Origin of the sequence: Moorella glycerini, from assembly GCF_009735625.1 — a bacterium.
In the GTDB taxonomy this organism is placed as follows: Bacteria; Bacillota; DSM-521; order Neomoorellales; family Neomoorellaceae; genus Neomoorella; species Neomoorella glycerini.
The window spans coordinates 1,112,412-1,135,626 of sequence record NZ_CP046244.1; the positions used below are offsets into that span (position 1 = coordinate 1,112,412).

Annotated in this window: 26 protein-coding genes; all 26 read right to left on the reverse strand. The window is 60.7% G+C overall.

All coding sequences use genetic code 11. The features are described from left to right. Positions 1-55 precede the first annotated feature (55 nt). Complete coding sequence (locus tag MGLY_RS05435; protein ID WP_156272425.1) at positions 56-3,178, reverse strand: efflux RND transporter permease subunit; 3,123 nt, start codon at positions 3,176-3,178, stop codon at positions 56-58. Further along, positions 3,175-4,350 (reverse strand): efflux RND transporter periplasmic adaptor subunit, encoded by a 1,176-nt coding sequence (locus MGLY_RS05440; RefSeq protein ID WP_170290936.1) that lies wholly within the window; start codon positions 4,348-4,350, stop codon positions 3,175-3,177. Before MGLY_RS05440 ends, MGLY_RS05435 begins: the two co-directional genes overlap by 4 nt. A gap of 188 nt (positions 4,351-4,538) precedes the next feature. Then, positions 4,539-5,579, reverse strand: a complete 1,041-nt coding sequence (mreB, locus tag MGLY_RS05445) for a rod shape-determining protein MreB (RefSeq protein ID WP_156272426.1) — start codon at positions 5,577-5,579, stop codon at positions 4,539-4,541. A gap of 76 nt (positions 5,580-5,655) precedes the next feature. Continuing rightward, entirely contained in the window at positions 5,656-5,913 is a 258-nt protein-coding gene (gene spoIIID / locus MGLY_RS05450) for a sporulation transcriptional regulator SpoIIID (RefSeq protein ID WP_156272427.1), read from the reverse strand. A 62-nt stretch (positions 5,914-5,975) separates the two neighbouring features. Further along, complete coding sequence (locus tag MGLY_RS05455; protein WP_156272428.1) at positions 5,976-6,716, reverse strand: M23 family metallopeptidase; 741 nt, start codon at positions 6,714-6,716, stop codon at positions 5,976-5,978. A gap of 98 nt (positions 6,717-6,814) precedes the next feature. Further along, positions 6,815-7,795 (reverse strand): stage II sporulation protein D, encoded by a 981-nt coding sequence (gene spoIID / locus MGLY_RS05460; protein WP_156272429.1) that lies wholly within the window; start codon positions 7,793-7,795, stop codon positions 6,815-6,817. A 178-nt stretch (positions 7,796-7,973) separates the two neighbouring features. Further along, the gene (murA, locus tag MGLY_RS05465) at positions 7,974-9,230 is read right to left on the reverse strand and encodes a UDP-N-acetylglucosamine 1-carboxyvinyltransferase (protein ID WP_156272430.1); all 1,257 of its coding nucleotides are present in this window, start codon (positions 9,228-9,230) and stop codon (positions 7,974-7,976) included. A 59-nt stretch (positions 9,231-9,289) separates the two neighbouring features. After that, entirely contained in the window at positions 9,290-10,144 is an 855-nt protein-coding gene (locus tag MGLY_RS05470; RefSeq protein WP_156272431.1) for a YwmB family TATA-box binding protein, read from the reverse strand. A 183-nt stretch (positions 10,145-10,327) separates the two neighbouring features. Beyond that, a complete protein-coding gene (locus MGLY_RS05475) occupies positions 10,328-10,732 on the reverse strand; it encodes a F0F1 ATP synthase subunit epsilon (RefSeq protein ID WP_156272432.1) in 405 nt (134 codons plus the stop codon). Continuing rightward, positions 10,733-12,121 carry a F0F1 ATP synthase subunit beta gene (atpD, locus tag MGLY_RS05480; RefSeq protein WP_156272433.1) on the reverse strand — a complete coding sequence of 463 codons (1,389 nt, stop codon included), beginning with the start codon at positions 12,119-12,121 and terminating at the stop codon, positions 10,733-10,735. Positions 12,122-12,136: 15 nt separating this feature from the next. After that, the gene (gene atpG, locus MGLY_RS05485; protein ID WP_156272434.1) at positions 12,137-12,985 is read right to left on the reverse strand and encodes an ATP synthase F1 subunit gamma; all 849 of its coding nucleotides are present in this window, start codon (positions 12,983-12,985) and stop codon (positions 12,137-12,139) included. A gap of 14 nt (positions 12,986-12,999) precedes the next feature. Then, positions 13,000-14,523, reverse strand: coding sequence for a F0F1 ATP synthase subunit alpha (gene atpA / locus MGLY_RS05490; RefSeq protein WP_156272435.1), 1,524 nt, complete (start codon positions 14,521-14,523; stop codon positions 13,000-13,002). A gap of 30 nt (positions 14,524-14,553) precedes the next feature. Continuing rightward, positions 14,554-15,090 carry an ATP synthase F1 subunit delta gene (gene atpH / locus MGLY_RS05495; protein ID WP_156272436.1) on the reverse strand — a complete coding sequence of 179 codons (537 nt, stop codon included), beginning with the start codon at positions 15,088-15,090 and terminating at the stop codon, positions 14,554-14,556. Continuing rightward, positions 15,087-15,593: a F0F1 ATP synthase subunit B gene (gene atpF / locus MGLY_RS05500; protein ID WP_156272437.1), complete on the reverse strand. Its 507-nt coding sequence runs from the start codon at positions 15,591-15,593 to the stop codon at positions 15,087-15,089. The genes atpH and atpF overlap by 4 nt, the downstream gene beginning before the upstream one ends. Positions 15,594-15,680: 87 nt before the next feature. After that, positions 15,681-15,911, reverse strand: a complete 231-nt coding sequence (gene atpE, locus MGLY_RS05505; protein ID WP_054937483.1) for an ATP synthase F0 subunit C — start codon at positions 15,909-15,911, stop codon at positions 15,681-15,683. Positions 15,912-16,017: 106 nt separating this feature from the next. Further along, the gene (atpB, locus tag MGLY_RS05510; protein WP_211662090.1) at positions 16,018-16,701 is read right to left on the reverse strand and encodes a F0F1 ATP synthase subunit A; all 684 of its coding nucleotides are present in this window, start codon (positions 16,699-16,701) and stop codon (positions 16,018-16,020) included. 4 nt (positions 16,702-16,705) lie between these two features. Further along, complete coding sequence (locus tag MGLY_RS05515) at positions 16,706-17,074, reverse strand: hypothetical protein (protein ID WP_156272438.1); 369 nt, start codon at positions 17,072-17,074, stop codon at positions 16,706-16,708. After that, positions 17,046-17,318 (reverse strand): AtpZ/AtpI family protein, encoded by a 273-nt coding sequence (locus MGLY_RS05520; RefSeq protein ID WP_156272439.1) that lies wholly within the window; start codon positions 17,316-17,318, stop codon positions 17,046-17,048. Before MGLY_RS05520 ends, MGLY_RS05515 begins: the two co-directional genes overlap by 29 nt. A 124-nt stretch (positions 17,319-17,442) precedes the next feature. After that, positions 17,443-18,600, reverse strand: a complete 1,158-nt coding sequence (wecB, locus tag MGLY_RS05525) for a non-hydrolyzing UDP-N-acetylglucosamine 2-epimerase (protein WP_156272440.1) — start codon at positions 18,598-18,600, stop codon at positions 17,443-17,445. Positions 18,601-18,613: 13 nt separating this feature from the next. Continuing rightward, on the reverse strand, positions 18,614-18,922 hold the full coding sequence (locus MGLY_RS05530; RefSeq protein ID WP_156272441.1) for a MazG-like family protein: 309 nt from the start codon (positions 18,920-18,922) through the stop codon (positions 18,614-18,616). A gap of 63 nt (positions 18,923-18,985) precedes the next feature. Next, positions 18,986-19,405 (reverse strand): deoxycytidylate deaminase, encoded by a 420-nt coding sequence (locus tag MGLY_RS05535; protein ID WP_156272442.1) that lies wholly within the window; start codon positions 19,403-19,405, stop codon positions 18,986-18,988. 170 nt (positions 19,406-19,575) lie between these two features. Beyond that, positions 19,576-20,826 carry a serine hydroxymethyltransferase gene (gene glyA, locus MGLY_RS05540; protein WP_156272443.1) on the reverse strand — a complete coding sequence of 417 codons (1,251 nt, stop codon included), beginning with the start codon at positions 20,824-20,826 and terminating at the stop codon, positions 19,576-19,578. A gap of 121 nt (positions 20,827-20,947) precedes the next feature. Further along, positions 20,948-21,511: a TIGR01440 family protein gene (locus MGLY_RS05545; RefSeq protein ID WP_156272444.1), complete on the reverse strand. Its 564-nt coding sequence runs from the start codon at positions 21,509-21,511 to the stop codon at positions 20,948-20,950. Continuing rightward, on the reverse strand, positions 21,477-21,992 hold the full coding sequence (gene rpiB, locus MGLY_RS05550) for a ribose 5-phosphate isomerase B (RefSeq protein ID WP_170290937.1): 516 nt from the start codon (positions 21,990-21,992) through the stop codon (positions 21,477-21,479). Before rpiB ends, MGLY_RS05545 begins: the two co-directional genes overlap by 35 nt. A gap of 86 nt (positions 21,993-22,078) precedes the next feature. Then, entirely contained in the window at positions 22,079-22,615 is a 537-nt protein-coding gene (locus MGLY_RS05555) for a low molecular weight protein arginine phosphatase (RefSeq protein WP_156272446.1), read from the reverse strand. Between the two features lie 3 nt (positions 22,616-22,618). Beyond that, positions 22,619-23,203 (reverse strand): manganese efflux pump MntP, encoded by a 585-nt coding sequence (locus MGLY_RS05560; protein ID WP_156272447.1) that lies wholly within the window; start codon positions 23,201-23,203, stop codon positions 22,619-22,621. Between the last annotated feature and the right edge of the window lie 12 nt (positions 23,204-23,215).

The window sequence follows — 23,215 nt, forward strand, 5'->3', positions numbered from 1 at the left end:
GCGGTGCCGGCGGCGGTTTACCCCGCCGCCGGGGTCTGCCGGGGAACCGGCGGCCCTATACCCCTACCCCCTCCCGGCGCCGCGCCGGCCGCAGCAAGCGGGCCAGGCGCTGTCCCAGGTCTTCCAGAAGGGTGTACAGCACCGGTACCAGGACCAGGGTCAGCACTGTGGAAGCCATCAGGCCGCCTATGACCGCCGTGGCCAGGCTGGCGTTCATCTCGGCCCCTTCGCCGATGCCGGCAGCGAGGGGCAGCATGGCGAGGATAGTAGTCAGGGCCGTCATCAGGATGGGCCGCAGGCGGGTGCGGCCGGCTGTCAGGATCGCCTCCTGCCGCGGCACGCCTTCCCGTCTCAGGATGTTGATGTAGTCCACCAGGACAATGGCGTTGGAGAGAACAATGCCGGCCAGCATGATGATGCCGATAAAGGCGACGACATTGAAAGTTCTCCCCGTCGCCAGCAGGGCCAGGACCACCCCGGTCAGCGCTACCGGGATGGAAAACATGATAATAAAGGGGTGGAAGAAGGATTCAAACTGGGCCGCCATGACCAGGTACACCAGGACAACGGCCAGGAGCAGGGCCAGCCCCAGCTGGCCGAAGGTCTCGTTCATCATCTTGTTCTGGCCGGTGTACTCAATGCTGTAGCCCGGCGGCAGCTTTAACTGGTCCATGTGGGCCCGCACGTCGCCCATCACGTCGGCCAGGGGCCGCGAGCCGCTTAAATTGGCGGTGATACTGGCCACCCGGTCCTGGTTGTAGCGGTTGATGGTGCTTGGGGTGGTGTCCACCTTGAGGTTGGCGATCTCTTTTAAAGGCACCTGCACCCCCAGGGGGGACAGCACCGTGAGGTTCTCCAGGTCAGCAATATTGCGACGGCTGGCTTCCGGGAGGAAGACGCGGATGTCGTATTCGTCACCGCCGGTGCGGTAGCGGGTGGCTACCGTCCCGCCTACGGCCGTAGCCACCACCGCACCGACCTGCCCGGCCCCCAGCCGGTACAGGGCGGCTTTTTCCCGGTCGACGGTGATCTCTACCTGGGGCCGGCCTTTAGCCAGGCTGTTTTCCACGCCCACCGCGCCCGGCACAGCGGCCACCAGCTGCTGCGCCTCGGTGGCGAGCTCCTTCAGCACCTCCAGGTCGGAACCGTGGATGTCTACCTGCACGGGGGCGCCGCTCATAGCCCCACCGAAGCTGGAGGAGGTAGTGACGTTAATCCTGGCGCCCGCGATTTTGCGGACCTGCGCCCGAATCGCCGCCGCCACCCCGGTCGAGCTCCGGCGGCGTTGCTCCAGCGGTACCAGGTTGATATTCAGGCTGGCTGCCTCCGGCGTCTCACCGCTCATAAAGCTGGCCGTGCCGCCGGTACTGCCGATCTGCTGGTAGATGCTCTGGACTTCCGGCTGCTGCTGGATAAGCCTTACTACCTGGTCGGCTATCGCGGCGGTGGCCTCGAGGGCAGTTCCCTTGGGCAGTTCGATAGATACGTTTATGGTCCCTTCGTCGGTGACCGGCATGAATTCTACCCCTACCGCCGGCACCAGGGCCAGGCTGCCGGCAAAGATGAGGGCCACCGCCGCTACTGTCAGTTTACGGTGCCCCAGGGCCCAGTTCAGGAAGCGGCTGTAAGCATTGCTTAAACGCGCCAGCCAGAAGCCGTTAACCAGGCTGTGCCAGAAACTGCGGGCTGTCGTGGCCTCCGGGGGCAGGATGCCGGCCAGGAGGCGGGCCGCCACCGTGGGGGTGACGGTCATGGAGACGGCCAGGGAAGCCATCAGGGAGAAGGCCACCGTCAGGGCCAGGGGGCCGAAAATCTGCCGGGCCATACCCTCGATAAAGGCGATGGGCAAAAAGACGGATACGGTGGTCAGGGTGGAGGCCACCACGGCCGTGGTCACCTGCCGGGTCCCCGAGACGGCCGCCGCCATGGCTTCCCGGCCCTCCTGGCGGTGGCGGTAGATGTTGTCAAAGACTACAATGGCGTCGTCAACCATGCGGCCTATTCCCAGGGAGAGGCCGCCCAGGGTCATCATATTGAGGGTCATCTTGCCGAAATATAAGAGGACAAAAGTCGTAATTACCGAGATAGGAATGGTGAGGCCGATGACCAGGGTGGCGCGGAGGTGCCGCAGGAAAATGAAAATAATCAGCATGGCCAGCAGCCCGCCGTAAAGCATATCCCGGTAAACGCCGTTGATGGCGCTTTCGATGTAGCGGGACTGGTCAACTACCGGCTCCAGGGTTACCCCCGGCGGCAGCTCCTTTTGCAGCTCCCTGATAGTTTGTTTAACGGCATGGGCGATCTGCACCGTATTGCCGCTGGTCTGTTTCTGGATGGACAGGCCGATGGCCGGCCGGCCGTTGAAAAGGGCATAATTCTGCCGCTCGGCATGATAATCCCGCACTTCCGCTATATCGCCCAGGCGCACCGTCCCCGCAGCGGTAGCCAGGGTTACCTGGCGGATCTGGTCCAGGTCTTTAAACTCGCCATCGACCCGGACCAGGACGTCCTTGCCGGCGTCGCTGACCTTGCCGGCGGAAAAGGTGCTGTTCTCCGCCTGCAGGGCCTGGACCACCTGGCTGATGGACAGGCCGTAGAGCTGCAGCCGGGCCGGGTCTACCAGCACCTGGATCTCGCGCTCCAGGCCGCCGGTAATGTTTACCGAGGCGACGCCGTCCAGGCGCTCGAGACGGCTCTTGATGGTATTTTCAGCCAGGTCTTTCAACCGCTGCTCGTCCATGTCGCCGTACATGGCCAGGGTCATCACGGGCATCATGTTAGGGTCAAACTTGATGATTATCGGTTTTTCTGCTGCATCGGGTAAAAAGCGCTCAGCCTGGTCGACTTTCTCCCGCATATTCAGGGCGGCAAAATCCATATCCTGGCCCCAGTTGAACTCCAGCAGGACCACGGATGTGCCGGACATGCTGTATGATTGGATATTTTTGACTCCCTGGACCGTGCCCAGGACGTCTTCCAGGGGTTTAGTAATGGTCTTTTCAATTTCTTCCGGCCCGGCACCCCGGTATGTTGTAATCACCGCGGCGTAGGGCAGGTTCAAATCAGGCAGGAGGTCGACCTGCAGGCGTACCAGGGACACGGCCCCCAGGAGGATGGCTACCAGGACGGCCACGGTTACCGCTACCGGGCGCCTGACCAGTGCCTGAAGCCAGTTCATGCCCCCGCACCCCCGTTCACAACTTCCACCGGCTGGCCTTCGCTGATGAAGTCCTGGCCTTTCACGATCACGCTGTCGCCCTCCGCCAGCCCCTTTATAATTTCGAGGTTTTTATCATCGGCTATGCCTGTGGTGACCGGCCGGCCCGCGGCCTTGCCTTCAACGACTGTGTAGACCACGTCCTGGGCGCCGCGCTTGACCACGGCGTTTTTGGGAACCAGGAGGGCATTATTGACCTGCCTGGTGGTGTAGATAACCGTGGCGGCCATACCCGGCTTGACCCCGGCAGGGGCACCGGGAAGGCTGATTTTGACTTTAAAAACCCGGGAACGCTCATCGGCTGCCGGGCTGACGCTGGCTACCCGGCCTTTCAGCGGCTCCGCTGCCGCTGCCGGCACTTCCACGGCAACCTCCCGGCCCGGCCGGAGGTAGTTGACGTCCTGCTCGGTGACGCCGATCTCCACCTGGCGCTCGCCGGAGGTCACCAGGGTAACCACCGCTCCCTGGGCCAGGGCGCCGGGCTCCAGCAGGCGGGCCGCTACTTCCCCGCTTACCGGCGCCTTGATGTATGTATTTTCCAGGGCTACCTCGGCCTGGCGCACGGCCGCCTCGGCCGCGGCGACCTGGGCGGGGGCGGCCGCCATGGAGGTACGGGCTATGGCCAGGTCTTCCTGGCTGGCCGCAGCCGCTGCACGGGCGGCATCCAGCTGCTGCTGGGAAGCTGCGCCCTGGTCGAACAGCGCCTGGGTGCGCTTTAAATTGGCTTCATCCAGTTGGGCACGAGCTTCCGCCTGCTTCACCCGGGCGTCAGCCTGGTCCAGGCCGAGGCGCGCCTGCTCCAGGTTCGCCTTTGCCTGCTGCAGGCGCGCTTCCAGGTCGCTGTTTTCTAATTCTGCTATTATTTGCCCCTGGACCACTTTATCCCCTACATCCACGAGAATAGACTTTATCTTCCCCGGGCTGGCGGCCATTACTTGGACGGTGGCCCCGGCCTGGACGGTGCCGGTCACCCTTACCGGCTGGGCGATGCTGCCCCGCACGACCGGCGCCAGTTCCACCGGCACCCGGGGCACTTCTGCCTGCCTGGCCGGCTGCCTGCCGCAGCCCCCGCTGTTGACGCTCAGGAGCAACACCAGCAAGATCAGGACCCCATAGCTCCAGCTCTTTCTCACCGCTGTCTCCTCTCCCTTTTGCAAAACTGACTGGACGGTCGGTCGGTTTTCATTATAACAAAAGCTTCCTGACCTGGCAATAAAAATACAAGTGGTAAGTCACCGTGTTACTCACCACTTCTGCCCGCGCAGCCATATTTTAGAGATAAATCGCTCCGTCGGCCTGGCAGCCAGTCCAGGTGCCTGCTTCAACGGTTTAACCGCACCTGCCTCCCCTCGGAGGGGTTGCTCTGCCTCAGGACATCCAGCATGGTCAGGGCCTTGCCTGTCCCCAGGGCAACGCAGGAAACGGGATCGTCGGCCACATGCACCGGCAGTCCCGTTTCTTCACTCAACAGGAGGTCCAGGCCATGAAGAAGGCTGCCCCCGCCGGTCATGACGATGCCTTTGTTCACCAGGTCCGCCGCCAGTTCCGGCGGCGTTTTTTCCAGCACCTCTTTAACCGCACCGACTATCTGCTGCAGGGGCTCCTGGATGGCCGTATAGATTTCCCTGGAAGTAATATTTACCGTTTTGGGCAGGCCGGTTACCAGGTCGCGGCCGCGGACATCCATACTGGCTTCCACCCGGGACGAAGGATGGGCCGTGCCGATATGGATCTTTAATTCCTCGGCGCTGCGCTCACCAATCATCAGGTTGTGCTCACGGCGTATGTAACGGACAATGGCTTCATCAAGCTTGTCCCCGGCCACCCTTAAAGAATTGCTGCACACAATACCCCCCAGGGAAAGGACGGCGATGTCCGTCGTCCCTCCACCGATATCCACCACCATGGAGCCGCTGGGTTCAGCAATATCCAGGCCAGCCCCCAGAGCCGCCGCCAGGGGCTCTTCAATGACATAGGCCTGCCTGGCCCCGGCCTGCTGGGCTGCCTGGCGCACCGCCCGTTCTTCTACGCCGGTAACCCCGGCGGGGATGCAGACCATCACCCGCGGCCGGAAAAAACCCTGGCGACCAATGGCTTTTTCGATAAAATAGCGCAACATTTTTTCGGTACTGTCAAAATCAGCGATGACCCCATCTCTTAAAGGGCGCAGGGCGATGATATTGCCCGGGGTGCGGCCCAGCATGCGCCGGGCTTCTTCCCCGACGGCAAAAATCTGGCCATTATCCCGGTTAAGGGCGACCACCGAAGGCTCACGTAAGACAATCCCTTTACCCTGCACGTACACCAGTACAGTAGCTGTCCCCAAATCGATGCCGATATCCTGATAACCCAGGCCAAACATTAATCTTGCTCCTTTCCTCTCCCATGGCAATCATGTTAATTATTCTCCAGAAGAGGAAAGGATTCCTGTCGGCCTTTCAGGAAACCTGCGTTTCTTTATATTTTTTCCGGGTGGCTTCACCGCCGCGGAGGTGGCGTTCGGCTTTGTTGGCGTTAAGCACTACCCGTACCTCCCTGGCCAGGTTGTCGTTAAGGCGCGGCAGGCGTTCGGTGACGTCCTTGTGGACGGTGCTTTTGCTGACATGAAAAACAGTAGCCGCCTGGCGGACCGTACAGCGGCGTTCCACGATGTAGGCGGCTATCTGCAATACCCTTTCCTGGATATGATCCTGCATGGGGGCAGCCTCCCAATTTCAACTCCGCTATAATTTTATTGGCAGGCTGCTGAAAAAAGAACTTATTGCAGGGCCGGGACGGGGTCGACGGCCTTGCCGTTTTTTAGTAATTCCAGGTGCAGGTGAGCCGGTGTCCCGGCTTCGGCCGTACCCGGGTCCCCCAGTTGCCCCAGAACGGTACCTGGCTGGACCTTATCCCCCTTGGCTACCTTGATGTTGCTTAAGTGAGCATAGACCGTCTGGTAGCCGTTGCCATGGTCGAGGATCAGGCGGTAACGCCAGGCATCGCTGTGTTCTACCTGCTTCACCACCCCGGTAGCGGCGGCTTTAACCTCGCTGCCTGCCGGGGCTTCCAGGTCTACCCCGGCGTGGAAGCGGTAGTCGCCAAAGGCCGGGGCGTAAGTAAAGCCGTAGCCCTTACCTATCTTGCCGGCAACAGGCAAAGCCAGGGAAGGCAGGGCCTCATCATTACCGGCCTGTCCCGCTGCCGTAGCCGGGGCAGTATGGGCACCAGGCTGATCCTGGAGTTCGGGAGGCACGGTGGTAGAACCGGTCAGGGGTTCCCGGGGCGCTGCCGTGCCCTGGAAGGCCGGTTGGCCGGCCAGCGGGAAGGTCTGGACGGCGGGCTTTTTGAACACGGCGTCGCTGGTGACCAGGTAATAGCTGCCGCCAAAGAGGAGGGCCAGCAGCACCAGGTAGAGGCCGCGGCGCTTTAAAGCCCGCTGCAGCCGTTCCAGGCTTGCCGGTCTGAGCAGGGGGCGCCGGGGTAAAAGTTTTTTCCATGAGGCCAGAATCTTCAGCATATGGTTGTATCACCTCAGCTGGATTCTGCCCCATTTTTTAGCATTTAATACATGCTATTTCCTGGCTACCATTGCCGGCTGGTCCTATGAGTAATTCCTCACCGGTTTTCAATCTTTACCCCCCGGTAGTAGTAGGTAAGAATCTCGGCGAAGTTTTTGCCCTCTTGGGCCATACCGTTGGCGCCGTACTGGCTCATGCCCACGCCGTGGCCATAACCGGTAGTATTGAAAATCAGGCGGTCCCCCTGGACCTGCCAGGTGAAATCGGTTGAAGGGAGGCCCAGGAGCTGCCGCAGCTCAGCAGCAGCAAAGGTCTTGTTGCCGATTTTTATGGTCTTTATGCGGCCGGTGGGAGTTTTTTCCAGGACCTTCATGGCCGTCCCCCCGGACGGAGCCAGGGCTGCCGCCGGTACGGCCGTGAGGTTGACCCCCAGCTTCCGGTCCAGCTCTTCCAGGGTGAAGGAAATGGTGTCGTGGTAGCGGGGGGCTTCTTTATCCCAGGGAGAGGGTACGCTCTGGAGGTAGGGCAGGTCCCGGCCCCAGACGGCCGCGGCGCTCTCCGTGCGGCCGCCGCTGTTGGCATGATAGACGGGATCGATGAGCTTGCCCTGGTAGGTCAGGACCATCCCCTGGGTGGCGCGGACGGCTTCCTGGATCTTGCCTTTATTACGCCAGAAGTTGAGGAAACCCCAGCGCTGCCGCAAAACGCTGTCATCGGCAAAGGCCTGGCAGTGGGCAGGATCGGTGCAGATATCGGCACCGGGATGGTGCTCGTCCGGTTTGGTTTTGGCCTCTTCCATCTTTTTCAGAGTATAGGTCCTGGCGGCCACGGCCTGGGCCTTGAGAGCTTCCAGCTCAAAGCTGGCCGGCATTTCCCCGGCTACTACCCCGGCTATATACTGCTCCAGGGGCAAGATCTTAATGTCACCGCTCTGGTGAAAATAGACCCGCACCAGTTGCCGGCCCGCCTGGACCTGGACCGGTGGCTGCAAGAGGTGGATACCTTCAATAATTATGGCCGGCAGGATAATTACGGCCGCAAAAATGAGGATAATGAAAACGGCCATTACTTTACGCATGGTGTTCCCCCTCTGCGGCTTATGGTTTTGTCCACCTGCTATGTCCATTTATATGAGGGCTTGACCAAAAAAAGACCGCCCCGGTGGAGGGCGGTCAGCATAAAAACAGAAATCCGGCGCCAGCCCGGATAGGATAGGCCTGTTTTGTTCTGCTTTGACGGGCCGGCGCCGGATATCTCTACCTTTCTTCCCTACTTATCTTCGCTCCCAGGGCCTGGAGCTTGCCCACCAGGTCCTCATAACCCCGGTCAATGTGATGGACGCAGGAAATCACCGTCTCTCCCTCAGCCATAAGTCCGGCTATGACCAGGGCGGCACCGGCCCGCAGGTCGGTAGCCTTGACCGGCGCACCGGTCAACCTTTTTTTTCCTTTCACAACGGCGCAGTGGCCCTCAATGACGATGCTGGCTCCCATACGCTTGAGCTCATTGACATGCATGAAGCGATTTTCAAACACCGTCTCGGTCACGACGCTGCTACCCCGGGCCGTTGTCAGGAGGGCCATGAACTGGGCCTGCATGTCCGTGGGAAAGCCAGGGTAAGGCATGGTCTTGATGTCCACAGCCTTCAAGGGCAGTTCCGCCCGAACCCTGATGCCGCCGTCTTCCTCTGAAAGTTCAGCCCCGGCTTCCGCCAGCTTAGCCATGACGGCCTTCAGGTGGGTGGAAATGACGTTCTCCAGGAACACGTCACCCCCCGTGGCAGCTGCGGCGATCATAAAGGTGCCGGCCTCCACCCGGTCGGGGATGACGGCGTGGCGGGCGCCGTGGAGTTCCCTAACCCCTTCGATCTTGATAACCCTGGTGCCGGCGCCGCTGACGCGGCCACCCATGGCGTTGATGAAGTTGGCCAGGTCGACAATCTCGGGCTCACCGGCGGCGTTTTCAATGGTCGTCGTCCCTTCGGCCAGGGCGGCGGCCATCATAATGTTTTCCGTCGCCCCGACGCTGGGAAAATCCAGGTAAACGGGCGCTCCCTTCAGGCGCCTGGCCTCGGCCTCCACGTTGCCGTTATTGACATGAATGCTGGCCCCCAGGGCGGCCATGCCTTTAAGGTGCAGGTCAATGGGCCGGGCGCCAATGGCGCAGCCGCCGGGCAGGGAGACCCTCACCCGGCCCAGGCGCGCCAGCAGCGGGCCCATAACCAGGAAGGAAGCCCGCATGCGGCGGACAAATTCATAGGGTGGCTCAACTCCTTGTAAGGAACCGGCCGCCACCCTTAAACACCGGACCCCGTCGGGGTAAACTTCGGCCCCCATTTCGCCAATAACCCCGCACATGGTATCAACATCGGCCAGGCGGGGGATATCCTCCAGGTAACATTCATCCCCGGTCAGCAGGCAGGCTGCAATAATGGGCAGCACCGCGTTTTTGGCGCCGCTGATGGCTACCCGTCCCTCAAGGCGCGAATGGCCCTTAATGACAATTGCCTCCAATTTCCCTTAGCCCCTTTGGCCGCAAATCTCTATTTAAATTTTATTATAACATATAACGGCTAATACTCGCCACCTAAAAGGGGAGAACCTAAATGTAAATAAGTATTGTCATCGGTGGCGTGATAGCGCAGGGCCACGTTGGCATTTACCGGCCGGCCGGCAACTTCCAGGGACCGGGGTAACCGGGGTGTATAGGCGCTGATGGAGAGGAGTTCCTCATCTTCCACACCCTCTACCTTTTCAGCTGCCAGGGCGGCCAGGACGGCCCTGGCCCGCTGCTCCCTTTCCGCCGGGGTAAGTTTCCCGGGGATAACGCCGGTCAGGTTGTAGATAAGATGGGGCTCCACCTGCCAGGGGCGAAAGGCTTCCCTCACCTTTTCCTGCCAGGCCAGCATCTCCCCTTCACCCTGCTTTGGCTGGCCTTCCAGATTGATGAGGAGATAGGTTTCGCCGCCCTCCCCCGCCCCGGCCAGGCTCTGGAGGGAAAAGTACAGGACCACCCCGGGCTGCAGTTCCCCTTCCCAGAAAAGGGCATGGAAGCCGGCATCATCCTGCCTGGTGAAACTGGTTATCCCTTCCAGCCCCAGGGCGGTTGCCGCCCGGCCGGCCAGGTCTTGGATGGCCTCGCCGTCCATAAAAGTAGAATTAAGGCTGCCCCAGGCTTCCAGGCCCATGGTTTCCAGGCGGGCGCCGCCAGCGGTTAAGGCGTTGAATAAAAGGTGGGGTACCGGGTCGTCCCTGTCAACGGCCTGAACGGTACTGGCAGCCTGAATGCTTGCCGCGCGGGATGTCCGGGCGGCCAGGGGGTGCAGGTGCCGGGCCAGGGCCAGTCCCCCGGTAAAACTCAGGAGGAGGACGATTAACAGGAAAATCTTAAAATTAAAGCGCAGGAAATTAAAAGAGAACCGGCGCAAATTAAATGCCCCCTTGCAAGAATAGGATCATACCTATTCTTGCCGGGGGATCCGTTAATTAAACGCCAGCACCGGGTTAGAGATTTACCCTGGCGGCACCGCTTAAGGATACGCATAATGCCTGGTATTTGTCTGAAGCGAGCAAGCCTCTATCGAATGGCTAAACGGCTCCGGCCAAACTTTTTATAATTCGCCCGCGGCCTTGAGGCGGGCAATAGCCCGCTGCAGGGCGGCCTCGGCCCGGGCCACATCCAGGCCGGGCGGCCGTTCCCGCAGGCGCCTTGCGGCCCTCTCCTTTGCCTGGCGCGCCCGCTCCACGTCGATTTCTGCCGCCTTTTCCGCCGTATCCGCCAGGATGATCACATGCTCCGGCCCGGCTTCCAGGAAGCCGCCCGACACGGCCAGGCGCTCCTCCCCCCCGCCCTCCGGGCGGTAGGTTACCACCCCGGCCTTGAGGGAAGTAATGAGGGGGGCATGGCCGGGCAAAACGCCCAGATAGCCCAGAACTCCCGGAGCGATAACGCTTTGAGCCTCCGCCTTTAATGTCACCCTCTCGGGGGTAATAACCTCCAGCTTTAGAGGGGCCATTTACATCAACTCCTGCCCCTTCTTTACGGCTTCTTCGATGGTGCCGACCATGTAGAAGGCCTGTTCGGGCAAGCTATCGTGACGGCCCTCCAAAATTTCCTTGAAGCCGCGGATAGTCTCCTTTAAAGGCACATAGACGCCGGGCTGGCCGGTAAAGGCCTCCGCCACGTGGAAGGGCTGGGAGAGGAAGCGCTGGATCTTGCGCGCCCGGGCCACGATCAGTTTGTCGTCTTCCGAGAGTTCATCCATGCCCAGGATGGCGATGATGTCCTGGAGTTCCTTGTAGCGCTGCAGGATGCGCTGTACGCCGCGGGCCACCTGGTAGTGCTCCTCGCCCAGGATCCTGGGGTCGAGGATGCGGGAGGTGGAATCCAGGGGGTCCACGGCCGGGTAGATGCCCAGCTCGGCGATCTGCCGGGAGAGTACCGTAGTAGCGTCCAGGTGGGCAAAGGTGGTCGCCGGCGCCGGGTCAGTCAGGTCGTCGGCCGGGACATAAATGGCCTGGACGGAGGTTATGGAGCCCTTTTTGGTAGAAGTGATGCGCTCTTGCAGGGCGCCCATCTCCGTGGCCAGGGTGGGCTGGTAACCCACAGCCGAAGGCATGCGGCCCAGGAGGGCCGATACTTCGGAACCGGCCTGGACAAAGCGGAAAATGTTATCGATGAAGAGGAGGACGTCCTGCCCTTCGGCGTCGCGGAAATACTCGGCCATGGTCAATCCCGTCAGGCCTACCCGCAGGCGGGCTCCCGGTGGTTCGTTCATCTGGCCGAAGACCAGGGCCGTCTTGTCAATGACCCCGGATTCCTTCATTTCCAGGTAGAGGTCGTTGCCTTCCCGGGTGCGCTCACCGACACCGGCAAAGACGGAAAAGCCGCCGTGCTCGTAGGCAATATTGCGGATGAGTTCCATGATGAGGACCGTCTTGCCCACGCCGGCACCGCCAAAAAGGCCGACTTTACCGCCCTTGGCGTAGGGCGCCAGCAGGTCAACTACCTTAATGCCCGTCTCCAGGACTTCGGTTGAAGGCTGCTGTTCCTCAAAGGAGGGCGCCGGCCGGTGGATGGGCAGCCGTTCAGTGGCTTCTACCGGCCCCTGGTTATCAATGGGTTCTCCCAGGACGTTGAACAGCCGGCCTAATGTCGCCCGGCCTACCGGTACGGTGATGGGGGCGCCGGTGTCCACGGCTTTCATGCCCCGCTGCAGGCCGTCGGTGGAAGACAGGGCCACGCAGCGGACAGTATTGTTGCCCAGGTGCTGCATGGCTTCCATGGTGATATTGATCTTGTCATTCTTAATGGTAATGGCGTTGTACAGATCGGGCAGCTGGTCGCTGGCGAATTCCACGTCAACTACCGGGCCGATTACCTGCACTACCTGTCCTTCGTTCAATCCATATCCCCTCCTTTACTTCAGGGCGTCGGCGCCGGCCACAACCTCCAGGATCTCCCTGGTAATGGCCGCCTGGCGGGCGCGGTTGAAGGATAGGGTCAATCTATCGATCATCTCTGCCGCATTCTCGGTAGCGTTGTCCATGGCCGTCATCCTGGCCCCGTGCTCGCTGGCCTTGGCCTCCAGGAGGGCCTGGTAGACCTTGATCTCGCAGTAACGGGGCAACAGGGCCTTTAAGACCCCGGCGGGAGAAGGTTCATAGATATAGTCCCCTCCATCCTTCCCGGCCCCGCCGGCTTTAATGGGCAGCAGGCGGTCGACCTGGGGCACCTGGCGGAGGGCGGAGTAGAAACGGGTATAGATGAGGTTAACTTCATCCAGGCTCCCCTCCAGGTACAGCTCCACCAGCTGGCGGGCCAGTTCCCGCGCCTGGATGAGGTCCGGTTCGTCGCCGATATCGGTAAAAGACCGGACTAGCTCCACCTGGCGGCGGCGGAAATAGTCCCGGCCTTTGCGGCCCACGGCTACCAGGGCTACCGGGCGCTCTTCCGCGTGCAGGCGTTCTTCCGTCAAGCGGATGAGGTTGGCATTATAACCACCGGCCAGGCCCCGGTCGCCGGTAATCAACACGTAGCCGGCTTTTTTGACTTCCCGGGTTGCCGCCAGGGGCTGGGTTTCCGGGTCCACGGCCCCGATCAGGCGGCCGATGACTTCCTCCAGTTTTTCGGCGTAGGGCCGGGCTGCCGTGACCTGGGCCTGGGCCTTGCGCAGTTTGGCTGCCGCCACCATTTTCATGGCCCGGGTAATATGCTGGGTACTCCTGATACTGCGGATGCGGCGCTTCAGGTCACGCATATTGGGCATACCGGCTCACCACCTTATGCTTTCCCGGCAGCGGTAAAGCTGCTCTTGAATTCTTCGATGCTCTTCTTAAGCTGTTCCTGGAGAGCATCGTCCAGCTGGCGTTTCTCGCGGATGCCGGCCAGGATTTCCGGGTGCACGCCGTGCAGGAAGCGTAAAAATTCCTTTTCAAAGGGCCGTACCCTCTCTACCGGCAGGTCATCCAGGAAGCCGTTAACGGCCGCGTAGAGGACCACCACCTGTTCCTCCACCGGCATGGGCTGGTACTGGTCCTGCTTTAAAATCTCCATCATGCGCTCGCCCCGGGCCAGGCGCGCCTGGGTGGTCTTGTCCAGGTCGGAGCCAAACTGGGCAAAGGCCGCCAGCTCGCGGTACTGGGCCAGGTCCAGGCGCAGGCGACCGGCCACCTGTTTCATGGCTTTGATCTGGGCCGCGCCCCCCACCCGGGATACCGAAAGGCCCACGTTGACCGCCGGTCGCTGGCCGGCGTAGAAGAGGTCGGACTCCAGGTAGATCTGGCCGTCGGTGATGGAAATAACGTTGGTGGGGATATAAGCCGACACGTCCCCGGCCTGGGTTTCAATGACCGGCAGGGCCGTCAGGGACCCTCCCCCCAGGGCGTCGTTCAGGCGGGCCGCCCGTTCCAGCAGGCGGGAATGGAGGTAGAAGACGTCGCCCGGGTAGGCCTCCCGTCCCGGCGGCCGCCTGAGTAGCAGGGAGAGTTCACGGTAGGCGGCGGCGTGTTTGGACAGGTCGTCGTAGATGCAGAGGACGTCCCGGTGCTGCTCGTACATGAAATACTCGCCCATGGCGCAGCCGGCATAGGGGGCGATGTAGAGCATGGGCGCCGGCTCGCTGGCCGTGGCCGAGACGACAATGGTATAATCCATGGCCCCGGCCTCCTCCAGGCGGTGGACAACGCCGGCCACGGTGGAAGCCTTCTGGCCGATGGCCACGTAGATGCAGATGACGTTTTGCCCTTTTTGATTAATGATGGTATCTACGGCGATGGCCGTCTTGCCCGTCTGGCGGTCGCCGATAATCAATTCCCGCTGGCCGCGGCCGATGGGGATCATGGAATCGATGGCCTTCAAGCCTGTCTGGAGGGGAGTATTCACCGGCTGGCGGTAAACAACGCCCGGCGCCGGCGATTCCACCGGCCGGAACTTGTCCGTCTTGATGGGACCCTTACCGTCAATGGGCTGGCCCATGGCGTTGACTACCCGGCCGATTAGGGCTTCTCCTACCGGGACCTCGACGATGCGGCCGGTGCGCTTGACCTGGTCCCCTTCTTTGATGTGGGTGTAAGGGCCCAGGACCACGGCGCCGACGTTATCTTCCTCCAGGTTCAGGACCATGCCGTAGACATTGCCGGGAAACTCCAGCAACTCGCCGGCCATGGCCCGCTCCAGGCCGTAGATGCGGGCGATGCCGTCACCCACCTGGGTGATGATGCCCGTATCGGCCACTTCTACTTCCAGCTGGTACTGTTCGATCTGGTTCTTCAGGATACTGGTTATCTCATCGGGCCGGATGCTCAAGACTGTTTTTCACCCCTTTGCTCTTTCTGCTCACGCGCCCTTCAGGTGCTCGCCCAAAAGTTCCAGCTTTTTCTTCAGGCTGGCGTCCAGGACCCTGTCCCCGAGGCGGATGACCATGCCGCCCAGGAGGGCCGGGTCCAACGCGGTCTGCAGGCGGATGTTTTGTCCCGTAATATGGGCCAGCCTTTCTTTCAGGGTGGCAGTGACCTCCTCGGAGAGAGGTGCTGCTGCCTGCACTTCCACCGGCAATACCCTGTTTTCCCGGTCTACCAGGCGCCGGAACTGGGCTGCCATTTCCGGCAGGGCCCGCTCCCGGCCTTTGGCCAGGACCAGGTGGAAAAAGTTCTTTAATAACGGGTCGACGTCCGGAAAGAGGGTATCCATTAGCCTTTGCTTCTCCCGGACGGGAATGAGCTGGTGATAAAGGACCCGGCGCAGTTCGGGATTCTCTGCCAGGGCCTGGCCGACCCTTTCCAGGGCGGCGGCAAAGCCGGCCAGGGCACCCTTCTGCCGGGCAACTTCAAAGAGGGCGCGGGCATAACGCCTGGCGATAGTCTGACTACTCATTGCAACCGCTCCACCTCAGCCAGCGCTTCCCGGGCCAGGCGTTCCTGGTCGTCAGGCGTTAAGGTGCGCTCTAAAACTTTGCCGGCCGCCAGGACGGCCAGGGTAGCTGCCTCGCTGCGGATGGCAGCCAGGGCTTTGCTCTTTTCGCCTTCAATCTCGGCCCGGGCCTGTTCCAGAGCCCGGCTGGCTTCTTCTTTCGCCCTGGCGACTATCTCCGCCCGGGTTTCTTCGGCCATCCTGTTGGCCCGGTCTAGTATCGCCTGGGCTTCCTGGCGGGCACCCTGGAGTTGCTGCTGGTACCCGGCCAGCATTTGCTCCGCCTTCGCTTTGGCCGCCGCCGCGTCCTTTAAATTGCCCTCAATTTTGGCCTCGCGGTCGGCCAGGATCTTGCCCAGGGGTTTATAAAGGAGAATATAAAGAACCCCCATGACTACCAGGAGGTTGATGACCTGGAACAAAAAGGTCCAACCGCTAAAATTCAGGGCCTGAAAGATGCCCTGCACGTAGCCACCCCCCTTTCGCTATTCCGGAAAGCAGGACAGGGGCGAATAAGACGGTTTGGCCCGCCTTACCCGCCCGCTTCATTTTAATTAAAGCTTGGTCCACATGAGGATGGCAATAACGAAGGAAAAGAGCGTCAGCGCCTCCATAAAGGCCAGGGCCAGGAGCAGGGTGGTGCGAATGTCGCCGCTGGCCTCGGGCTGGCGGGCTATACCTTCCATCGCTCCGCGGGAAGCATTGCCCTGGCCAAGGGCCGAACCCAGTGCTGCCAGGCCTATGGCCAGGCCGACGCCGATAAAACCTAGTGCTGTCATGTGCATATCCTCCTCTAAGAATGGCTTCCTTTGTGGGCTGGCTATGTTGGTGGTTAGCCAGCCGCTAATTTCCGTTCATTCCCGGGTAACTAATCCCGTAAGTGCGGCTCCTTTAATGCCCGTGGATAAAGTTGGCGATATAAGTAACTGTCAGCAGGGTAAAAACAAAGGCCTGGATCAAGCCCATGAGGACGCCCAGGATCATAATGGGCGTCGGTAATAAAAAGGGCAGCATGATAAACAGGATAGTCACCACCATCTCTTCCCCGAACATATTGCCGAATAAACGCAGGGACAGGGATACCGGCTTGACCAGCTCCTCAATTACATTCAGGGGAAAGAGAAAGGGTGCCGGCTGGAAAAAGTGCTTGATGTAGCCCACCAGGCCCTTTTTACGGATGCCGATTAGCTGGACCAGGATAATGGTAGTCACGGCAAAGGCCGCCGTGGTGGAGAGGTCCATGGTCGGGGGCTTCATCCCGGGGATAAACCAGGATAGATTAAGGCTCAGGATAAAAATAAACAGGGTGGCTACCAGGGGTAGGTAGCGCCGGCCTTCCTTGCCCATGGTTTCCTCCAGGAGGCTGTAGAAAAATTCCAGTAGCATCTCCAAGATGTGCTGGATACCGCGGGGGATAAAGTTTAATTTCCGGGTAGCCAGGAAAACCCCCAGGACCAGGAGGGCCATGATAATCCACGTATTGACCACCGTGGAGTAGACCGGGATGGGCCCCAGGTAAAATACTTGATGGGGCCGGACATGGGCCATTATCTCGCCCAGGGCTTGCAGTCCCACTGTTCTATCCCTCCTTTCCCAGGATAATGAGAATGGCCTGGCCCATATAGGCCAGGACCTGGAGCACCAGCCCTGCCAGCACGCCAAAAAGAAACTCCCTTCCCCCCGCCAGGGCCAGGCCCAGCAGGGCCAGGGACAGACCCGACCGTATGAGGGAACGCCCGAAGAAACGATTAAAGGCCTTCCGGGGCGGCAGGTTGTCCAGGTTATCGACGGCTGCCACCTGCCAGCGGAGTAACAGCAGGGAAACAGGCAAAACACACCCTAACCCGGCAACAAAGGAGTAATAACCGCCCCCCAGGCCGGCTACTGCTCCCAGGGCAGCCATGGCCAGCATGCCTTTTTCAGTCCGGGTGAGTTTTATCTTGAGCATCGGTTTTAATCCCCGGGGCTTCCTTTTCCAGGACACGCAATTCGCTTAAGACACTGCGAAAACCCACCCCTATCCCCAGGAGGACGCCGGCCAGCAGGAAAAGGGGCGACGTGCCCAGCCGCCGGTCCAGCCATCCCCCGCCGTAAAGGCCGAGGAGGGTGCCGGCAATCATGGTAACCCCAAAGGAAAAGGCCATATTGGCATACCTGGCGTAATCCCAGAAATGACGCTTTTTAGCTACCATCGATGTTAAATTGTGCCGGAAGAAAATTTTTATACTCCTGCCAGTCGTAAAACATATTCTCTTTTGTTGACGAAATTCCTGCCGGGAAGAATGTTTATTTTTTAATCCAGGGGATAAAACAACTTTATCCGGACGTAAATTCCTGGGGTCTGGCTATAGTCAGACCGAAATAGTGACGCAGGGCGCCCCGGATACGCCGCGAGGCCTGGCCATCACCATAAGGGTTGACGGCGTGGGCCATCCGCAGGTAAATCTCACGGTCTTCCAGGAGTTCGCCGGCCGCTGCCAGGACCTCCTGGTAGCCCGTGCCCACCAGGCGCACGGTACCGGCAGCAACGGCTTCCGGGCGTTCGGTGACTTCCCGCAGGACCAGCACGGGTTTACCCAGGGCCGGCGCTTCTTCCTGGAGGCCGCCGGAATCCGTCAACACCAGGTAGGAACGGGCCATGAGGTTGACGAAGGGCTCATAATCAAGGGGATCAATTAAGTAAATACGCTCCCGGTTACCGAGGATTTCCCCGGCCAGTTCCCGCACCCGGGGGTTGTAGTGAACGGGGAAAACGACGACTATATCACCATAGCGCTTTACCAGGTCTCGCAGGGCCGTGAATATTTCCTTCATGGGCTCGCCCCAGTTTTCCCGCCGGTGGGCCGTTACCAGGATAACCCGCCACCTTTGCAAATCCAGCTCCTGCAGGCGGGGATCGCTAAAGCAATAGCCGGGGCGCACGGTAGCCTTTAAGGCATCAATAACGGTATTGCCGGTGACGTAGATGTGCTCCGCCGGTACACCTTCCCGCAACAGGTTATCCCGGGCGGTAGCCGTAGGGGCAAAGTGAACGTCGGCCAGGACCCCGGCCAGGCGACGGTTCATCTCCTCCGGGAAGGGGGCGTAGCGGTCCCCCGTCCTTAAGCCCGCCTCGACATGGCCAACGGCAATTTGCTGGTAAAAAGCGGCCAGGGCCGCTACGAAGGTGGTGGTGGTGTCGCCGTGCACCAGGACCAGGTCCGGCCGGGAGGTTTTTAAAACCCCGGCCAGGCCGTTTAAAGCCCTGGTGGTCACTTCTTCCAGGGTCTGGCGGGGCTGCATGATATCCAGGTCATAGTCGGGCTGGATCTGGAACAGGTGGAGGACCTGGTCCAGCATTTCCCGGTGCTGGGCCGTGACGGCCACCTGGCAGCTGAATTCCTCCGGGTAACGGTTTAGTTCTTTTACTACCGGGGCCATTTTGATGGCCTCGGGACGGGTGCCAAAGACGGTAAGTACCTTTAAGGGCGGCATGGAAAAACTCCTCTTATTTCAGATACCTTTTCGCCCTGAGTTTATTGATATGCTCCTCCAGGGCCTGCTGGATGTCGACGCCGTACTGGTCTTCCAGGACAAACATGAGGGAAACGGCCGTCTGGGCCACGTCCAGCAACTCGCGGGTAATGGCCGCCAGGACGGCGTGATGGTCCACCTGGACCTCCTCGCCGCTTAAACCCCGGAGCTTGCCGATGGCCTGGGCCAGTTCCCCGGCTTCTTCCATGAGCTTTAAGGCGGTGGACTCCATGGTAGGTGTCAGGTTGTCCAGTTTGGGTAAGGCGATAATCTTTTGCTGCAAAATAATTCCCTCCCTACTGGTAAGCCCTGGTTAGGGAACTTCCGGGCGCGAGCGGTACCCCTCTTACCCCTCAGTTTGCCTGGGGTGGTGGACGATTTCGATCCCGGCTTCCCGCAGCCAGTCGCGGGCGACCGGGTAGGGCCGGGCATAGACGAGTCTTTTAATCCCGGCCTGGATAATGGTCAGGGCGCACCTTTCGCAGGGATAATCGGTAACGTACATGGTCGCCCCGGCCCGTTCTTCCGGTGAACACTCCAGGAGGGCGTTGATTTCGGCATGGATGGTCCGCCGGCAGTGCTCTCCCTCCATGAGGCAGCCCACATCCAGGCAGTGGGGCAGCCCATGGGGGGCGCCGTTGTAACCGGTACCTTTGATGCGCCTGTCCTTTACCACCACGGCGCCCACGGCCCGCCGGTTGCAGGTGCTCCGGCCGGCCACCTGGAAGGCGATATCCAGGAAGTACTCGTCCCAGCCTTTACGCATAAAACTCACCTGGGGAGTAAAATAACAGCAAAATTTTAGCGGGTAGTTCCCGCCAAACTTAAAAAATTAAATTGCGCGTATCCTGGCTTATTTTAGCATAATTTGTCCTTGTCGGCCAGACTTTTTTAAAGCCCGCCCGGAGTTTTTAACCTCCGGGCGGGCTTTATAGCTCAAGCAAGCTCGGGGTACAGGGGGTAGGCCTGGCAGAGTTCCGCGACGATGCCCCGGGCTGTAGCCAGTTTCTTTGCATCAGGGCCGTAGGAGAGGGCGAGATCTATGGCCCGGGCTACCACCCGCATGGCGTCGGCGTCCATACCCCTGGAGGTCAGGGCGGCCGTGCCCAGGCGGATGCCGCTGGTTACGCTGGGCTTCTCCGGGTCAAAGGGGATAGCGTTTTTATTAACGGTGATCTGGACGGAACTTAAAATATCCTCGGCGTCGCGACCGGTAAGGCCTTTATTGCGCAGGTCCACGAGGAGCAGGTGGTTGTCGGTGCCGCCGGATACCAGGTTAAAACCGTAACCCTGCAGGGCTTCGGCCAGGGTACGGGCGTTGGTGACAATCCTCTCCTGGTAACGCTTGAATTCGGGCAGCATGGCTTCCTTTAAGGCCACCGCTTTGGCGGCGATGACGTGCATCAGGGGCCCGCCCTGGATGCCGGGAAAGACCGCCTTGTCGATCTCCCTGGCGTATTCCCTGGTGGTAAGGATAATACCCCCCCGCGGCCCGCGCATGGTCTTGTGGGTGGTAGTGGTCACAAAATGGGCGTAGGGCAGGGGGCTGGGGTGGATGCCGGCGGCCACCAGGCCGGCGATGTGGGCCATGTCCACCATGAGCAGGGCCCCGACTTCGTCGGCTATCTCCCGGAAGCGGGCAAAATCGATCACCCGCGGGTAAGCGCTGGCCCCGGCGACAATGAGTTTGGGCCGCTCTTCCCGGGCTATCCGGGCTACTGCATCGTAATCAATCCGGCCGGTATCGGGGTTGACGCCGTAAAAGGAAAAATTATAATACCGGCCGGAGAGGCTGACCGGGCTGCCGTGGGTCAGGTGACCGCCGTGGGCCAGGTTCATCCCCAGGGCTTTATCGCCGGGGTTAAGGACGGCGAGATAGACGGCGGTATTGGCCTGGCTGCCGGAATGGGGCTGGACGTTGGCATGTTCGGCGCCGAAAAGGGCTTTAGCCCGCTCCCGGGCCAGGTTTTCGACTACATCGACCCACTCGCAGCCGCCGTAATAGCGTTTGCCCGGGTAGCCTTCGGCGTATTTATTGGTCAGGACCGAACTGTAGGCTTCCATGACGGCCCGGCTGACGAAGTTCTCCGAGGCGATGAGTTCCAGGTGGGTGCGCTGGCGTTGCAACTCGCCTTTAACGGCCTCGACCAGTTCCGGGTCCACACGAGCTACGGTTTCTAAGTTCATTAAATTTCCCTCCTGTTTTGCTGCTGGAAACTCTTCCCCCTGCCAGCTTCTAATTTCCTGGCTTCTTGGTCCTCATCCTTGTCCCGCTTCCAGCTGTAACAACCGGCTATTACTCCTGCCTTCAATCTTGCCGCCGCTGAAATACATATACCGCCCGTTCACCACCAATGAGGGGGGGCCGCGTCCGGGCCGCCGTGACGGGGGCGCTGCCGACGGTCTTGACCTGCAGGCGGACGGGCACGGCTACCGGCCGCAGGTGCATGCCGATGAGGGTGGCGCCGATGTCCAGGCCGGCATGGGCCTGGAGCCCGGCCACCACCACCGGCCGGTGCAGGGCGGCATAGGCAGCCGTGGCCAGGGAACCGCCGGCCTTGGGCGCGGGGACGACTGTTACCACCGGCAGGTCGTAAAGCCTGGCGGCGCCGGCCTCGATGACCAGGGCCCTGTTTAAATGTTCGCAACACTGGGCCGCCAGGTACACCTGGGCGGCACTGGTGGCCTGGAGCAGGCCTTCTACCACGGCCTGGCCTATTTCCAGGGAAGAGGCCGTGCCAATCCGCTGGCCCGTGATCTCGCTGGTGCTGCAGCCGGCCACCAGCATCTGGCCGGGCTTTAGAGCGGCAGCTTCAATAAGCTCGGTAGCAGCTGCTTTAACTGCCGCCGTGATGGTGCTTAAGTCGACCATTCTCTCCGTCCTCCCTGCCCGCCCTATTTTCCTGCCGGCAGTAACCGGCCTCCATGGCGCTAATTTTGGCTACCCGGCGGGCATGACGGCCACCGCTAAATTCGGCCGCCAGCCAGGTGGCGACAATTTCCAGGGCCAGCCCGGGGCCGATGACCCGCTCTCCCATGGTCAGGATATTGGCATCGTTATGTTCCCGCGCCGCCCGGGCCGAAAAGGTATCGTGGCAAAGGGCGGCGCGGATGCCCGGGACTTTATTGGCCGCGATGCAGACGCCTATCCCCGTGCCGCAGCAGAGGATACCCCGGTCGTAGGCGCCGCTGGCCACAGCTTCGGCCACCTTGCGGGCATAGTCGGGGTAATCTACCGCCTCGGCATTATAGGTACCGAAGTCATAGTTGGCAATGCCCTGCCGGTCCAGGTACTCCTTAATTGCTGCCTTAAGGTGAAAACCGCCGTGATCGCTACCCAGGGCGATACGCAATCTTACTGCACCTCTTACGGCAAAGATTAAATACTACTTAATTTTATTCGCCATATTAACGTTAATTCCTGCTCAAGTTACCCAACTTATTTTTTCTCTTGTGAATATTTCTCCAGGGCCTGTCCAACAAGTTCGGCCAGTTCTCTGGCCGTAGCCTGGTAAACTTCCAGGGGCCGGCCAAAGGGATCGGGAATATCGTCATCAACAGTAACAGGCGGTTCTTCCGCAGCCGCTCTTGCACCCGTCTCTTCCCGGGGCTCCCCTGGCGAGGGCTTTTCTTCCCCATCCCGGACATACTCTTTGAGGGTAAAGGTTTTTCCCCGGGCCTCGGGGTAAAGCCGGAGGAGGTATTCTTTGTGGGCCCTGGTCATGGTTAAAATCAGGCCAGCTTCTTCTACCAGGGCTCCTGTAACCTGACGGGCGCGGTGGTCCTGGAGATCTATACCCATGGCCGCCACTGCCTGGATGGCTTGCGGTGTTGCCGGGTCCCCTTCCCTGGCGGCCAGGCCGGCCGAGGCAATATCAATATCTAAGCCCCGCTCTTCCTTTATATGGGCGGCAATGGCCGCCGCCATGCTGCTGCGGCAGGTGTTACCGGTACAGACAAAAAGAATACCGGGCATATCCTATACCCCCATCAACATTTTTAAGCCGATACCCACCAGAATCAGGCCGCCGATAACCTCGGCCCTGTTGCCCAGGTAGGCGCCCAGGCGCCGGCCGGCCAGGAGCCCCAGGACCGTCATGGTCCCGGCAATAAAACCCATGGTCAGGACCGTCAGGGGTACATTGACGCTGATGGCGCCCAGGCCAAAACCGACGCTGAGGGCGTCCAGGCTGACGCTGCCGGCCATGAGCAGGATGGCCATCAGGCCACCGATCACGCCCCCCTGGCCTGGAACGGCCCGCAGCACCTGCCCGGCCAGGCCACCGCTTTCCGTCCTGGTCGTGAGGGCCTCCCAGAGCATCAGCCCCCCCATGCCGGCCAGGACCAGGGCGCCGATAACGGCCGCCAGTTTCCCCAGGAGCCGGCCCAGGAGCAGGCCCAGGTAGAGGCCCGTCAGGGGCATAATGATGTGAAAAATACCAACGATGCCGGCAAAGAGCAGGGCCTGCCGGCCCCGGAGCCCCCCCAGGGCCAGGCCGGTAGCCAGAGAAAAGGCATCGGTCCCCAGGGCCATGGCTACCAGGATGAGACCTAACGGCTCCATATCAATGCCTCC